This window comes from Macromonas nakdongensis, assembly GCF_002837145.1.
In the GTDB taxonomy this organism is placed as follows: Bacteria; Pseudomonadota; Gammaproteobacteria; order Burkholderiales; family Burkholderiaceae_C; genus Macromonas_B; species Macromonas_B nakdongensis.
The window spans coordinates 1-12,940 of the sequence record NZ_NWMV01000008.1 but is presented as its reverse complement, the minus strand read 5'-3'; the positions used below and the strand labels follow the sequence as shown (position 1 = coordinate 12,940).

General features: G+C 68.6%; 14 protein-coding genes. 4 read left to right on the top strand and 10 right to left on the bottom strand.

Features of this window, described 5'->3' with window-relative positions; genetic code table 11:
• Positions 1-5 precede the first annotated feature (5 nt).
• Positions 6-1,361, top strand: a complete 1,356-nt coding sequence (dacB, locus tag CON77_RS01275; RefSeq protein WP_232788359.1) for a D-alanyl-D-alanine carboxypeptidase/D-alanyl-D-alanine endopeptidase — start codon at positions 6-8, stop codon at positions 1,359-1,361.
• An 18-nt stretch (positions 1,362-1,379) separates the two neighbouring features.
• Here the strand turns inward: dacB and CON77_RS01270 are convergent, their stop codons facing one another.
• The 8 genes from CON77_RS01270 to CON77_RS01235 all read right to left on the bottom strand — a co-directional run bounded on the left by CON77_RS01270 (position 1,380) and on the right by CON77_RS01235 (position 8,590).
• Positions 1,380-1,973 (bottom strand): diguanylate cyclase domain-containing protein, encoded by a 594-nt coding sequence (locus tag CON77_RS01270; RefSeq protein WP_157826817.1) that lies wholly within the window; start codon positions 1,971-1,973, stop codon positions 1,380-1,382.
• 43 nt (positions 1,974-2,016) lie between these two features.
• The gene (locus tag CON77_RS01265) at positions 2,017-3,294 is read right to left on the bottom strand and encodes a TRAP transporter large permease (RefSeq protein ID WP_101047035.1); all 1,278 of its coding nucleotides are present in this window, start codon (positions 3,292-3,294) and stop codon (positions 2,017-2,019) included.
• A complete protein-coding gene (locus CON77_RS01260; RefSeq protein ID WP_101047033.1) occupies positions 3,291-3,812 on the bottom strand; it encodes a TRAP transporter small permease in 522 nt (173 codons plus the stop codon). Before CON77_RS01260 ends, CON77_RS01265 begins: the two co-directional genes overlap by 4 nt.
• Positions 3,813-3,912: 100 nt before the next feature.
• Positions 3,913-4,887, bottom strand: a complete 975-nt coding sequence (locus CON77_RS01255) for a TRAP transporter substrate-binding protein (RefSeq protein ID WP_101047043.1) — start codon at positions 4,885-4,887, stop codon at positions 3,913-3,915.
• Positions 4,888-4,953: 66 nt separating this feature from the next.
• Positions 4,954-5,592 carry a maleylacetoacetate isomerase gene (gene maiA / locus CON77_RS01250; protein WP_101047041.1) on the bottom strand — a complete coding sequence of 213 codons (639 nt, stop codon included), beginning with the start codon at positions 5,590-5,592 and terminating at the stop codon, positions 4,954-4,956.
• An 8-nt stretch (positions 5,593-5,600) separates the two neighbouring features.
• Positions 5,601-6,302 carry a fumarylacetoacetate hydrolase family protein gene (locus CON77_RS01245; RefSeq protein ID WP_101047031.1) on the bottom strand — a complete coding sequence of 234 codons (702 nt, stop codon included), beginning with the start codon at positions 6,300-6,302 and terminating at the stop codon, positions 5,601-5,603.
• Between the two features lie 22 nt (positions 6,303-6,324).
• On the bottom strand, positions 6,325-7,368 hold the full coding sequence (locus CON77_RS01240) for a cupin domain-containing protein (protein WP_101047029.1): 1,044 nt from the start codon (positions 7,366-7,368) through the stop codon (positions 6,325-6,327).
• 13 nt (positions 7,369-7,381) lie between these two features.
• Positions 7,382-8,590 carry a 3-hydroxybenzoate 6-monooxygenase gene (locus CON77_RS01235; protein ID WP_101047026.1) on the bottom strand — a complete coding sequence of 403 codons (1,209 nt, stop codon included), beginning with the start codon at positions 8,588-8,590 and terminating at the stop codon, positions 7,382-7,384.
• Positions 8,591-8,719: 129 nt separating this feature from the next.
• On the opposite strand from CON77_RS01235, the gene CON77_RS01230 reads away from it, so the two are divergent.
• On the top strand, positions 8,720-9,199 hold the full coding sequence (locus CON77_RS01230; RefSeq protein WP_101047039.1) for a MarR family winged helix-turn-helix transcriptional regulator: 480 nt from the start codon (positions 8,720-8,722) through the stop codon (positions 9,197-9,199).
• Positions 9,200-9,226: 27 nt separating this feature from the next.
• Here the strand turns inward: CON77_RS01230 and CON77_RS01225 are convergent, their stop codons facing one another.
• Positions 9,227-10,258: a TerC family protein gene (locus CON77_RS01225; protein WP_101047024.1), complete on the bottom strand. Its 1,032-nt coding sequence runs from the start codon at positions 10,256-10,258 to the stop codon at positions 9,227-9,229.
• 295 nt (positions 10,259-10,553) lie between these two features.
• Between CON77_RS01225 and CON77_RS01220 the strand changes: the two genes are divergently transcribed.
• Positions 10,554-11,834 (top strand): glutamate-5-semialdehyde dehydrogenase, encoded by a 1,281-nt coding sequence (locus CON77_RS01220; protein ID WP_101047022.1) that lies wholly within the window; start codon positions 10,554-10,556, stop codon positions 11,832-11,834.
• Between the two features lie 55 nt (positions 11,835-11,889).
• Here CON77_RS01220 and CON77_RS01215 read toward each other — a convergent pair whose 3' ends face one another.
• On the bottom strand, positions 11,890-12,327 hold the full coding sequence (locus tag CON77_RS01215) for an acyl-CoA thioesterase (protein ID WP_101047020.1): 438 nt from the start codon (positions 12,325-12,327) through the stop codon (positions 11,890-11,892).
• Between the two features lie 50 nt (positions 12,328-12,377).
• Between CON77_RS01215 and CON77_RS01210 the strand changes: the two genes are divergently transcribed.
• Positions 12,378-12,940 (top strand): hypothetical protein (locus CON77_RS01210; protein WP_198552235.1); only part of this gene is annotated, 563 nt, incomplete at its 3' end.

Here is a 12,940-nt window from a genome sequence, read left to right as displayed (position 1 = left end):
CTGCCGTGCCCCATGCCGGCGCGGCCACCTTGCCCGAGCCGGTGCGCGCGGCCCTGCAAGGCGCCGGCCTGCCCACCGACGCCCTGGTCGCGGTGGTGGCCGACGCCGCCCCCGACGGATCGGTCTGGCTGGCGCACCAGGACCGGCGCCCGGTGAACCCGGCCTCGGTGATGAAGCTGGTCACCACCTACGCCGCGCTCGACCTGCTGGGCCCAGCGCACGTGTGGCGCACCACGGTGCACACCGACGCCCCGGTGCGCGACGGCGTGCTGCAGGGCCACCTTTACCTGCGCGGCGGGGGCGATCCGCAGCTCGTCACCGAAAAGCTCTGGTGGCTGCTGCGCCGGGTGCAGGGCCTGGGCATCCAGCGGGTGGCCGGCGACATCGTGCTCGACCGCAGCGCCTTCGACGTGCCGGCCGTGGACCCGGCCGCGTTCGACGGCGAACCCCTGCGCCCCTACAACGCCACGCCCGACGCCTGGCTGGTCAACTACAAAGCGCAGCAGTTCCACTTCGTGCCCGACGCGGCGGCGGGCGTGGCCCGGGTCGCGTTGGAGCCACCCCTGGCCGGGGTGGCGGTGCCGGCCACGGTGCCGCTCGATGCCGGCCCTTGCGGGGACTGGCGCACCGGGCTGCGGGCGCAGTTCACCGACCCACTGCGCCCACGTTTCGACGGTCGCTACCCGCTGGCCTGCGGCGAGCGCGCCTGGCCCCTGGCGCACCCGGAGCCCGAGCGCTTCGCGGAGCGCGCCGTGGCCGGTGTCTGGACCAGCCTGGGCGGTCAGCTCGACGGCCGGGTGCGCCCCGGCGAAGTGCCGCCCCAGGCCACGCTGCGCCTGACGCTGGACTCGCCCCCGTTGGCCCAGGTGGTGCGCGACGTGAACAAGTTCAGCAACAACGTCATGGCCCAGCACGTGCTGCTGGCGCTGGGCCAGTCGCTCGGGGGGGCCACCACGTTCGAAGGGTCGCGCCAGGTGCTGGCGCAATGGTGGACGCAACGCCTTGGGCCCGAGCACCCCGCACCGGTGGTGGACAACGGCGCCGGCCTGAGCCGCGGCGCCCGCCTCACCGCCGCCGGCCTGGCGCGCCTGCTGCAGCTGGCCTACGCCTCGCCGATGATGCCCGAGCTGATGGCGTCGCTCCCGGCCAGCGGCCTGGACGGCACCCTGCGCCGCAGCCCCATGGGCGTGGGCCTGGCGCACCTGAAGACTGGCAGCCTGCGCGATGTGCAGGCCCTGGCCGGCTATGTGCACGGCCCCGGTGGGCAGCGGCGGGTGCTGGTGGCCATCGTCAACCACCCGGACGCGCGCGCGGCCCGGCCGGCGCTGGACGCGCTGGTGCAGTGGGCGGCCGGGCGCTGAGCCGGCGCGCGGCGCGGTTCAGGGTTCGATTTCGACGCGGCCCGGGCCGTTGGCCACGGTCGCTTCCAGGGCGCGTTGGGCGGCCACCACCAGGTCGGCGCTGAAGTCCTGTAGGCGAAGCTCGGGCCGGGGCACGCGGCCGTGCACGCCGACGCTGACGCTGGCGGCCGAGCCGGTGCATTTGAGGGCCCCTTCGCGCAGGTCTTCGGCCAGCACCAGGGCACTGGCCACATCGGCGTCGGGCAGCACCACCAGGAACTGGCCCCGGTCCCAGTGGCCCAGCACGTCGTGGCTGCGCACGCGCGCGGCCATGTGGCGGGCCAGGGTCTGCTCCAAGCGATCGGCCGCGTCGGCCTGGCGCTTGCGCAGGGCGGCAAAGCCGTCGATCTCGACCATCAGCACCGTCACCGGGTGTTGCAGCCGGTCGGCCAGCGACAGCACGCGCGCCAAGGCCTCCAGCATGGCGGCGCGGCCGGGCAAGCGGGTCAGCGGGTCGTGCAGGGGTTCCACCGCAGGGACGCCTCCACGCCGGCCCCAGGTCCAGGCCAGGCCCGCGCCCACCGCCGCGGCGGTCAGCGCCACGGGCAGCAGGGCAAGGGCAGGGACGTTCATGGCGCCGTATTCTCCCACGCCCGCCCCGGCTTGGGGCCGTCCTTCAGGACTGGGCCATGATCGCCGGCAGCCAGGTCGACAGCGCCGGCACCGCGGCGATCAGCACCATCGCCGCCAGCACCGCCAGCAGGAAGGGCATGGTGGCCTTGAACAAGGGGCCCATGCGCAGATCGGCCTGCACCATGGCGATGTACAGGCCAGGGCCCACCGGTGGCGTCACCAGGCCCACCACGGTGGCCACGGTGCAGACCACGCCGAAGTGGATCGGGTCGATGCCCAGCTGCGTCACCACCGGCATCAGCAGCGGCACCACCACGATCAGCACGCTGATGCTTTCCAGGAACATGCCCAGCAGCAGCATCATGCCGATGACCAGCAGCAGGAACACGAAGGGCGAATCGGTCAGGCTGGCCATGTATTCCACCACCAGGTCGGGCACGCCCTGGAAGGCCAGCACCCAGCTCAGCACCGAGGCCGCCGCGATCAGGCCGGTGATGGTGGCGGTGTTCACCGCCACCCCCAGCGTGATGGGCGCCAGGTCTTTGAGGCGCAGTTCGCGGTACACGAAACCCAGCACCAGGGCGATGATGGACGCCACGGCGCCGGATTCGGTCGGCGTCATCACGCCCAGCATGATGCCGGCGATCACCACCACCGGAATCACCGCCGGCACCAGGCCTTCGAACACCACCTTCAGCGAGCTTTTGCCGCTGTCCGAGCGGCCGGCCGGCAGGCCCGGACCGAACACGCCGTGCAGGAAGATCACCAGGGCCAGCACGCCCACGATGAGCAGGCCCGGCACGATGCCGGCGATGAACAGCGGCGCGATCGGCTGCACCGCCACCACGCCGTAGATGATCATCAGCATCGACGGCGGGATGATGGGCCCGAGCAGGCCGGCCGACACCGTGACCGCGCCGGAAAACTCGCGCTTGTAGCCCATGCGCTCCATCGCCGGGATCATGACCTTGCTCATCACCCCGATCTGCGCCACGGCCGAGCCGAGGATGGACGCGGCCATGGCGTTGGTGAACAGGTTGGCGTAGGCCAGCCCGCCGCGCAAGCCGCCGACCAGCACCTCGGCCACGGCGATGAGCCGTTGCGTCAGCCCGGCCTTGTTCATGATCTCGCCGACCAGCAGGAACAGCGGGATGGCCAGCAGCGAATTGATTTCCAGCGCCCCATAAAACTGGATGGGGATGGAGTCGAACAGCACGGTCAGGTCCTCGGTGGCCATGAAGACCATGGCCCCGGCCAGGATGGTGCCGACGATGGGCAGGCCCGCAAACAGCAGGCCAAAAAACACGAGCAGCGCGATCATGTGGAGGCTCCTGGCTGGGTGGTCTCGGTCGGCCAGAGGGCGTCGTGCCCATGGCGCAGCACGGCGGCGAACTGGTGGAAGGCCATGGCCGCCATGGCCAGTGGCAGCGCGCTGTAGCTGTACCAGCGCGGCAGTTGCGTGGTGGCGCCCAGCTCCAGGCGCGATTCGGGCAGATTCACCCAGCTCCAACCCAGCCGGGCCATGAACACCAGCAGCACCAAAAACGCGGTGCCCAGCAGGCCCAGCAACACATGGCGCGCGCGCGGCCCCAAGGCCCGGGGCAGGAAGTCGATGCTGACCAGCTGGCCACCCTGGGCCAGCAGCGACAGTCCGAACAGGGTCACGAACACCAGCAGCTGGGCAGAGATTTCTTCCGCCCAAAAAATCGGGTTGCCGAAAAAGTAGCGCCGAATCACCTGCGCCATCATGATGCCGGCGATGCCGGCGGTGAGCAGGACGACCAGGGCTTTTTCCAGCCGGGCCAACCAACCATCGAGGGTCTGTATCAGGGCGTACACGAATCGCCTTTCAAACAATGCAGAAAAACAGACAGGGCCTGTTCAGGGCGCTGTCTGCCGAAAGGGGGTTCCGGCGCGGCCCAGCGGCCGCGCGCGGGGCTCACAGGTCTTTGGCCTGCTTGTAAAAGGCGCCGATCAGCGGATTCTTGGCGGTGTATTGATCGCGCACCTTGGCACCCACGGCCTGGAACGATTTGAGATCGGCATTGACCACCTTGGCGCCGTCGGCCTTGGCCTTGGCCAGGTTGTCGGCATCGGCCTGGATGGCGGTCTTGTAGCCCCACTGCTCGGCTTCGGCCACCACCTTGGTGATGGTGTCGCGCTCGGCCGGGGTGCGGGCGTCCCACCATTTCTTGGAGACGACGATGGCGGCCGGGAAGGCCATGTGGTTGGTCAGCGTCAGGTGGGGGGCTTGCTGGTGGAATTTCAGGCCGACCAGGGCGTCCAGGTCCACGTCCACCGCGTCGAGCAGCTTGGTGGTCAGCGACGGCGCCACTTCGGACAGCGGCATGGCCGTGGGCGCGGCGCCGTTGGCGTTCCACCAGTCGTTGTAGATGGGGCTGGGGAAGGAGCGGATCTTTTTGCCGGCCAGGTCTTTGGCCGACGCCACCGGCTGCAGCGACAGCACGTGGCGCATGCCGGCAAAGGCGTAGCCCAGGCCCACCAAGCCGTGCGGCTCCAGGCGCTTGAGCATTTCCTTGGCGGCCGGGGTTTGGCTGGCGCGGGTGGCGTGGGCCACGTCCTTGAAGGTGTAGGGCAGCGACCAGGCCAGGAAGGACTCCTCGCGGTTGGACAGCCCCCCCACGGTGAGCACGCCGAACTGCAGGGCGCCGGCGCTCATGAGCTGGATCATCTGCGCCTCGTTGCCCAGCTTGGACAGCGGGCTGACGGCGATCTTCATCTTGCCGCCAGTGGCTTTTTGCAGGTCGGCGTTGATTTTTTCGGACACTTGGTGCCACACATGGGTGGGCGGGGTGACGTGGCCGAGCTTGAGGGTCTGGGCCTGGGCGCTGAAGGCGGTGGCGGCGAAGGCCAGGCCGGCCGCGAGGGTGCGCAGGGCAGGGAGTTGGATCATGGCGGGTTCCTTGAACACAAAAAACGGCCCGCGGCCCCAGGGTGTGGGGGCGCGGGCTCAGACAGGTCAGGCGGCGTCGGGCTGTTTCCCGGGGGCCGCCTCGGCAAAGGCGGGCAGGGCCAGGCAGGCGGCCTCCACCTGCTGGATCAGCGGCCAGCGGTTCAAGTCCACCTGGAAGCGGCGGGCGCTTTCCACCTGCGGCACCAGGTAGCAGTCGGCCAGCGTGGGCGTGTCGCCAAAGCTGAACCGGCCACGCTGCGTGTCGGCGGCCAGCAGCGCCTCGTAGGCGTCGAAGCCCGCACCGATCCAGGTGCCGCACCAGGCGTTGATGGCGGCCTCGTCGGCGCCGAACTGCTTGCGCAGGTACTCCAGGATGCGGCGGTTGTTGACCGGGTGGATGTCGCAGCCGACGATGGCGGCGAGCGCCCGCACCCGCTGCCGGCCGCCGGCGTCGGCCGGCAGCAGCGCGGGCGTGGGGTACTGCTCTTCCAGCCATTCGATGATGGCGGGCGACTGGATCAGCACCTGCTCACCGGTGTCCAGGGCCGGCACCAGCTGCTGCGGGTTCAGCGCCTTGAAGGTGTCGGTCAGGTGCGCTTCCTTGCCCAGGTGTACGGCCACGTACTCGGTGCTCAGCCCCTTGAGGTTGAGCGCGATGCGCAGCCGGTGCGAGGTGCCGCTGCGCCAGAAGTTGTAGAGTTTCATCGCGGGGCTCACTCGGCCGGGCCGACGGTCAGCGCGATCTCGGCAATGCCTTCCACGCGGCCGGTGATCTGGGCGCCGGCCACCACGGGGCCCACGCCTTCGGGGGTGCCGGTGTAGATCAGGTCGCCGGGCTGCAGGTGGTAGTAGGTGGACAGGTCGGCGATGATTTCGCGGATGTTCCAGATCAGCTTGTCCACGTTGGACGACTGCTTGGTCACGCCATTGACTTCCAGGGCGATGGCGCCCTGCTCCACCACCACGCCTTCCATGGGCACGATTTCGGAGCAGACCGAACCTTCTTCGATGTCCTTGCCGGTGTCCCAGGGGCGGCCCTTGTCGCGCGCCACCAACTGCAGGTCGCGGCGGGTCATGTCCAGGCCGGCGGCGTAGCCGTAGACCAGTTCGTGGGCGTTTTCTTCGCTCACGCGGAAGCCAGGCTTGCCAATGGCCAACACCAGTTCCATCTCGTAGTGGTAGTTGCTGGTGCGCGGCGGGTAGGCCACGGTCGCGCCGCTTTCCACCAGGGTTTGCGGAGATTTGGTGAAATAGAAGGCGTTTTCGACGCTTTTATCGACCGGGCGGCCCATTTCCACCGCGTGAGCGTGGTAATTGCGGCCGACGCAGAAGATGCGGTTGATGGGGAAGCGCTCGGTCTTGCCACGGATGGGCAGCGATTGAACGGCGGGCGGGTTGAACAGGTATTGCGTCATGGTGTTTCCGGGAAAAAGGGGGTCAGGCGCGGACTTCGTACACGCCCAGTTTGCGGTGCAGCGGCGACTCGTCGGCCATGAAGACGAAGGCCGGCTGGTCGGCGCTCAGGTTCTTCAGGGTGACGGCGGTGTAGCCCGGGGCGCAGCAGGTGTCGGCTTCGGCCAGGGTGAAGGTCTGGCCGGCGCCGTCCACGGTCACCTCGGCGCGGCCTTCGATCTGGTGGAACACCTGGGCCGGCGAACGCGCGGGCAGGCGCAGCGTCTGGCCGGGCTTGAGCATCAGGGCGTAAAAGCCCAGGATGTTCTCGGCGTCTTCCCCGGTTTCGGGGTTGATGTAGGTGACCTGCACGCACTCCTGCGCCGGCTGGTCGTCGGCCAGGGCCAGCAGGGCGGCGCGGGTGTCGGCCCAGGGGTAGCGCAGCATGGGGTAACGCTTGTCGCTGCGCTGGAACACGGTCGTGGGCACCACGCCGGCACGGGTCCAGGCGCGGTCGCCCCGGCCGGGGTTGACCTGCTGGCGCTCGCCGTTGAGGTGGTAGCTGGCCTCCATGTAGTACACCAGCGGCAGGTCCAGCACGTCCAGCCACACCACCGGCTCGGTGCCGTCGTGGCCGTGTTCGTGCCACAGGCCGGTGGGGGTGAGGATCAGGTCACCGCGGGCCATCGGGCACTTCTCGCCATCCACCGTGGTGTAGGCGCCTTCGCCTTCCACGATCATGCGCACGGCGTTGGGGGTGTGGCGGTGGCTGGGCGCCCATTCGCCGGGCAGCAGCAGCTGCATGCCCAGGTACATGGCGGCGCTGGCCTGCATCTTCTCCAGGCCGTGGCCGGGGTTGGCCAGCACCAGCACGCGGCGCTCGGCTTTCTCGATCGGGGTCAGTTCACCGGCCTTGAGCAGCAGGGGCTTGAGGCTGGCGTAGGGCCAGTGGGTGGCGCGGGTCTGGCGCGTGGGCACGTTTGGCGGCAGCACGCCGCGCAGGCTGGGCCACAGCGGCACCAGGTTCAGCGCCTTCAGCTCGTCGCGGTAGTCCTGCGGCAGGTCTTCCAATCGGCCAAGTTCTTGCATGTTCGTCTCCGTTTCAGCCCTGTTGCAGGCAGTTGCTCACGTTCCAGCTGTACAGCCACTCCATCGCGTCGTAGAAGCGCTCTTGCGGGCGGTTCTTCCACATCTGGTTGCGGATCAGGCGCTCCACCCCGGTGGCGTGGTAGATGCGGCCCATTTCGCGGCTGCTCAGCACGATGCGGCCGGTGCGCGCCACGCGGTTCTTGCGGTACAGCTCCAGCGCGGCGGCCCAGTTCTTGTTCGTCACGCGCAGGGCTTCGCCCAGGGTCACCGCGTCTTCCATGGCCATGCAGGCGCCCTGGGCCATGTACTGGGTGGTGGGGTGGGCGGCGTCGCCCAGGATCGTCACGCGGCCGAACACCCAGTTCTCGATCGGCTCCTTGTCGGCCGTGGCCCAGCGCTTCCAGCTCTTGGGCAGTTCGATGAGCTGGCGCGCCTTGGGGCTGATGCCCTGGAAGTAGCTTTCCACCTCTTCCTTGGAGCCATCTTTCACGCCCCATTCTTCCTGCTCGCGGCTGTGGAAGGTCACCACCACGTTGTACTGCTCGCCGCCGCGCAGCGGGTAGTGCACCAGGTGGCACTTGGGGCCGGCCCACAGGCTGGCGGCGTTCCACTGCAGGTCTTTCGGGAAATCGGCCTTGTCCACCACCGCGCGGTAGACCACGTGGCCGGTGACGCGGTGCGGGTCGTTCACGTACTGCTGGCGCACCACGGATTTCACGCCATCGGCGCCGATCAGGGCCTGGCCGGTCCAGCGCTTGCCGTGCTGGTCGGTGGCGGTGACGGTGCCGGCGGCCTCGTCCTGCTCGATCTGCACGATGCGGGTGTTGGTGTGAAATTCCACCTGGCCGCTGGCCTGCGCGCCTTCCAGCAGCGACAGGTGCACGTCGGCGCGGTGGATCACCGCGTAGGGGTTGCCGAAGCGCTGGCGGAAGGCCTCGCCGGTCTCGATGCGGCCCACGAGCGACTCGTCGGTGGCGTCGTGCATGACCATGAAGTCGGTGTACACGGCGCGGGCGCGCGCTTGCGGGCCCACGCCCAGCGCGTCGAAGGCGTGAAAGGCGTTGGGGCCCAACTGGATGCCGGCGCCGATTTCACCGATTTCGGGCGCTTGCTCGAACACCTGTACCTGAAAGCCCTGGTTCACCAAGGCCAGGGCCGCGGCCAGGCCACCAATGCCACCGCCGGCCACCAGCACCGGGAGTTCGTTCTTCGACGTGCTCATGCGTTGTCTCCTGAAAGGGGAAAATTAAGAAACATCAGTACACTGACGATTAGTGTAGTGATTAATTGCCCCTTCTGCAAGCACCCGGGTTCTGCCGCCTCGGCGCTTCAATGGCCTAGACTGATGCCCATGAGCGAGTCCCCACCCGTTGCCCTTCCCGGCCTGAACCGTTTGCCCGGCCACGCCATCCGGCGGCTGCACCAGATTTCGGTGGGCATCTTCCACCAGGAAGTGGAAAAACTCAACCTGACGCCGCTGCAGTACGGCGCGCTGCTGACCGTGCGCGACCAGCCCGGGCTGGACCAGCGCACACTGGCGCGGCTGATCGCGCTGGACACCTCGACCACGGCGGGGGTGGTGGACCGGTTGGAGGCGCGGGGGCTGCTGGGGCGCCAACTCTCGCCGCAGGACCGGCGGGTGCGCTTGTTGCACATCACCGCCGCCGGGCTGGCCTTGCTGGCCGAGGCCGAGCCGGCGGTGGCGCGGGCGCAGGGGCTCATCCTGGCGCCCTTGAGCGCGGCCCAGCAGCGCACCTTCATGCAGTTGCTGGACCGGCTGGTGGCCGAAAACAACGCCTTCAGCCGCGCACCCAGCGAAGGGGCGGGCTGAAGGGGGCCTGCGTGGCGGCCCCCGCGTTCAGTGGGCGTCGCCGGCCTGGCTGCCTTCGCCCGCTGGCTTGGGGCTGAAGGGGAAGGCCGTGCCGGTCTGGCCCGGCTTGGGCGGGATGCGCAGCGACAGCAGCATCGTCACGGCCAGGGTGACCACGGTGAAACCGAGCGACCAGGCGATCGGGATTTTGTACAGGTCGATCAACAGCATCTTGGTGCCGATGAACACCAGCACGATGGCCAGGCCGTACGACAGCAGGTGGAAGCGTTCGTGCATGCCAGCCAGCAGGAAGTACATCGCCCGCAGGCCCAAAATCGCAAACACGTTGGAGGTGAGCACGATGAAGGGGTCGGTCGTGATGGCGAAGATGGCCGGGATCGAGTCCACCGCGAACACCAGATCCACGATGCCGATGAGGCAGATCACCACCAGCAGTGGGGTGGCCATTTTCACGCCGCCGACCACGGTGAAGAAGTTCGGCCCGTCGTAGGTCGGCGAAATCTTCATGCGCCGCTTGATCCAGTTGAGCGCGGGGTTGTGGTCGAGGTCGGGTTCTTGTCCGGCCGCCCACCACATCTTGACGCCGGTGAACACCAGGAAGGCGCCGAAGATGTACATGATCCAGTGGAACTGCACGATCAGCCAGGCACCGATCAGGATCATGACCGCGCGCAGCACCAGTGCGCCCAGAATGCCGAGCATCAGCACTTTTTTCTGGAATTCGGCCGGCACCGCGAAGTAGGTGAACAGCATCAGGAACACAAAGATGTTGTCCACCGCCAGCGCTTTTTCCACCACGTAACCCGTGACGAATTCCAGCGCCTTGGCGTTCGCCAGTTCCTTGGCGGCGGGGTCGGTGCCGGTGCCGCCGAGGTACCACCACAGCCAGCCCACGAACAGGAAGGACACGGCCACCCAGACCAACGACCAGATGGACGCTTCCTTGATGGTGACCGAATGGGCGCCTTGGCGGCTGAGTGCGAAAAAGTCGATCGCGAGCGCGATCAAAACGAAGACTGTGAACAAGGTCCACAGCAAAGGGGTGCCGATGGAGATCATCGTGACGGGCCTCTTGTCCCAAACCGGCTGCGTTTGGGTGGTGTTGAAGAGTGTCCTCGCCAGTCTTGCTGCCCGTGGTTGCCACGGTTTACGGTACCGAGCCACGGTGGATGCCAACGCACCGGGACTGTATTGACGATACCGCAACGCAATCCTGGGGTGAGATTGCGCCAGCTACTCCCTGTGAAAGGAAGCCCTAGTGTAGCAAGAGGTGTCGACAGACCCCAAAAACCCTGATTGCAGGAGGGTGGTAAGGCGGCCGTGGCGCAGCGCGTGAAAGTGCGAAAATCCGCCCATGAACGCCCTGAACACCGTTGAACTGATGCACACCCTGGGCCAGCAGGCCAAAGCCGCCTCGGCCTTGATGGCCAAGGCCGGCGCCGCGACCAAGGTGAAGGCCCTGCGCGGTCTGGCCGCCCTGCTGCGCGCCAACGTGGACGCGCTGCAGCTGGAAAACGCCAAGGACCTGGAGCGTGCCCGCGCCGCCGGCCTGGCCGAGCCCATGGTGGACCGGCTCAAGCTCACCCCCAAGGTGCTGGAGACCTGCGCCGAGGGCTGCGAGCAGCTGGCGGCCATGCCCGACATCATCGGCGAGGTCATGGGCATGAAGCAGCAGCCCAGCGGCATCCGCGTGGGGCAGATGCGGGTGCCCATCGGCGTGTTCGGCATGATTTACGAAAGCCGGCCCAACGTCACCATCGAGGCGGCGTCCTTGTCCATCAAGAGCGGCAACGCCTGCATCTTGCGCGGCGGGTCCGAGGCCATCGACAGCAACCGCGCCCTGGCCGCGCTGGTGCGGCAGGCGCTGGTGCAGGCCGGTCTGCCGGCCGACGCGGTGCAGCTGGTGCCCACCACCGACCGCGAGGCCGTGGGCCAGCTCATCGCCATGCCCGCGTACGTGGACGTGATCATCCCGCGCGGCGGCAAGGGCCTGATCGAGCGCATCAGCCGCGAGGCCAAGGTGCCCGTGATCAAGCACCTGGACGGCAACTGCCACACCTATGTGGACGACCCGTGCGACCTGGCCCTGGCGGTGAAGGTGACCGACAACGCCAAAACCCAGAAGTACAGCCCCTGCAACGCGACCGAAAGCCTGCTGGTGGCGCGCGGCGTGGCGGCGGCCTTCTTGCCGCAAATCGGCGCCATCTTCGCGCAAAAAGGCGTGGAAATGCGTTGTTGCGCCGAATCCAAGGCCCTGCTGGCGGCCGTGCCCGGCGCCCACCTGAAAGACGCCACCGAGCAGGACTGGAGCGAGGAATACCTGGGCCCCATCATCAGCGTGAAGGTGGTGGCCGGGGTGGACGAGGCCATCGTCCACATCAACCGCTACTCCAGCGGCCACACCGAGGCCATCCTGACCACCGACCACGTGCACGCGCAGCGGTTCTTGCGCGAGGTCGATTCGAGCAGCGTGATGGTCAACGCCAGCACCCGCTTCGCCGACGGCTTCGAGTACGGGCTGGGCGCGGAAATCGGCATTTCCACCGACAAGTTCCACGCCCGCGGCCCGGTGGGGGTGGAGGGGCTGACCTCGCTCAAGTACGTGGTGCTGGGCGAGGGCGAGGTGCGCGGCTGACCGGCGAGCACCCCGGACGGCACACGCCGTCCACGGGGCATCCGGGGGCCGGGCTTCAGGCGCCGAACACCTCGGCCAGGCGTTCGCGGAACGCGGCCGGCACCGGGGCCACCTTTTTGGCCTCGGGCCGGACGAAGACGATGCCGATCTTGCCGCGCGCCACGTCGCGGCCGCTGGCCTTCTCGCGCATCTGGAAGGCCAGGTCAAAGCCGTAGCGGTTGAAATCGGTGGGCTCCAAGGAGACGGACATCACCTCTCCGTGGAAGCCCTCCGACTGGTACTGCGCGCCGATGTCGCCGACCACGATGGGGTGGCCGGCCACGTTGCCTTCGCTGTAGCCCAGGGCCTTGAAAAACCGCACCCGTGCCTCCGACACCAGCGTCAGCAGCTGCGCGTTGTCCAGGTGGCCGCCCTGGTTCACGTGGCTGATGTAGATCTGGATGTCGGTGCTGAAGCACAGGCGGGCAGGAACGTCGAAGTGGAGGCGGGGCATGGGGAGATTGTCCCGCATCCCGGCGCCACGGTGCTGGCGATAATCGGCCGATGAGCCCGCCCGTCCCACCACCGGCCCCACCCGCGCACGGCCCCGTGCCGCTGCCGACCCCGGTCTGGGCCTTGCGGGCGCAGGCCCCGGGCGAACAAGCCTTGTCGGGTCCGGCTCTGGCTTTCCAGCGCGCCTGGGTGCGGGTGGAGCGGCTGCGCCAGCAACTCGATGACATGGAGCGCATCGCCCACGGCCACCAGACCGAGCGTGTGCGCCTGCTGCTGCCCCAGCAGACCCAGGTGCGGGCCGGGCAGCGCCGCCTGGTGCTGGCCCTGGCCGGCTGGCTGGAAGGCCCAGACGTGGGCCTGTCCCGCGCCCAGCAGGCCACGGCCCGGGCCCGGCTTTGTGCCGGGGCCGAAGCGCTGGCTCAGGCCGGCGAACCCGACATGGCCGCCCTGCACGACCGCCACAGCCCCGCCAGCCTGGCGCAGAAGGCCGCGGCCCGCCGCGAGGCCCTGCGCGACCTGTTCGGCACCGCCCTGGACGGGGCGGTGGCCCCCGAGGCCGACGGCCCCGACGCGGTGCTGCAAGCCGCCTGGGCCCCGCTGCGCGAGCAACGCGC

Coding starts and splice junctions, on each gene's coding strand:
- CON77_RS01255 (WP_101047043.1), bottom strand. CDS start 4,887: ATGATCCAACTCCCTGCCCTGCGCACCCTCGCGGCCGGCCTGGCCTTC.
- CON77_RS01240 (WP_101047029.1), bottom strand. CDS start 7,368: ATGCAAGAACTTGGCCGATTGGAAGACCTGCCGCAGGACTACCGCGAC.
- CON77_RS01220 (WP_101047022.1), top strand. CDS start 10,554: ATGAACGCCCTGAACACCGTTGAACTGATGCACACCCTGGGCCAGCAG.
- CON77_RS01215 (WP_101047020.1), bottom strand. CDS start 12,327: ATGCCCCGCCTCCACTTCGACGTTCCTGCCCGCCTGTGCTTCAGCACC.
- CON77_RS01245 (WP_101047031.1), bottom strand. CDS start 6,302: ATGACGCAATACCTGTTCAACCCGCCCGCCGTTCAATCGCTGCCCATC.
- CON77_RS01230 (WP_101047039.1), top strand. CDS start 8,720: ATGAGCGAGTCCCCACCCGTTGCCCTTCCCGGCCTGAACCGTTTGCCC.
- CON77_RS01225 (WP_101047024.1), bottom strand. CDS start 10,258: ATGATCTCCATCGGCACCCCTTTGCTGTGGACCTTGTTCACAGTCTTC.
- maiA (WP_101047041.1), bottom strand. CDS start 5,592: ATGAAACTCTACAACTTCTGGCGCAGCGGCACCTCGCACCGGCTGCGC.
- CON77_RS01265 (WP_101047035.1), bottom strand. CDS start 3,294: ATGATCGCGCTGCTCGTGTTTTTTGGCCTGCTGTTTGCGGGCCTGCCC.
- CON77_RS01235 (WP_101047026.1), bottom strand. CDS start 8,590: ATGAGCACGTCGAAGAACGAACTCCCGGTGCTGGTGGCCGGCGGTGGC.
- CON77_RS01270 (WP_157826817.1), bottom strand. CDS start 1,973: ATGAACGTCCCTGCCCTTGCCCTGCTGCCCGTGGCGCTGACCGCCGCG.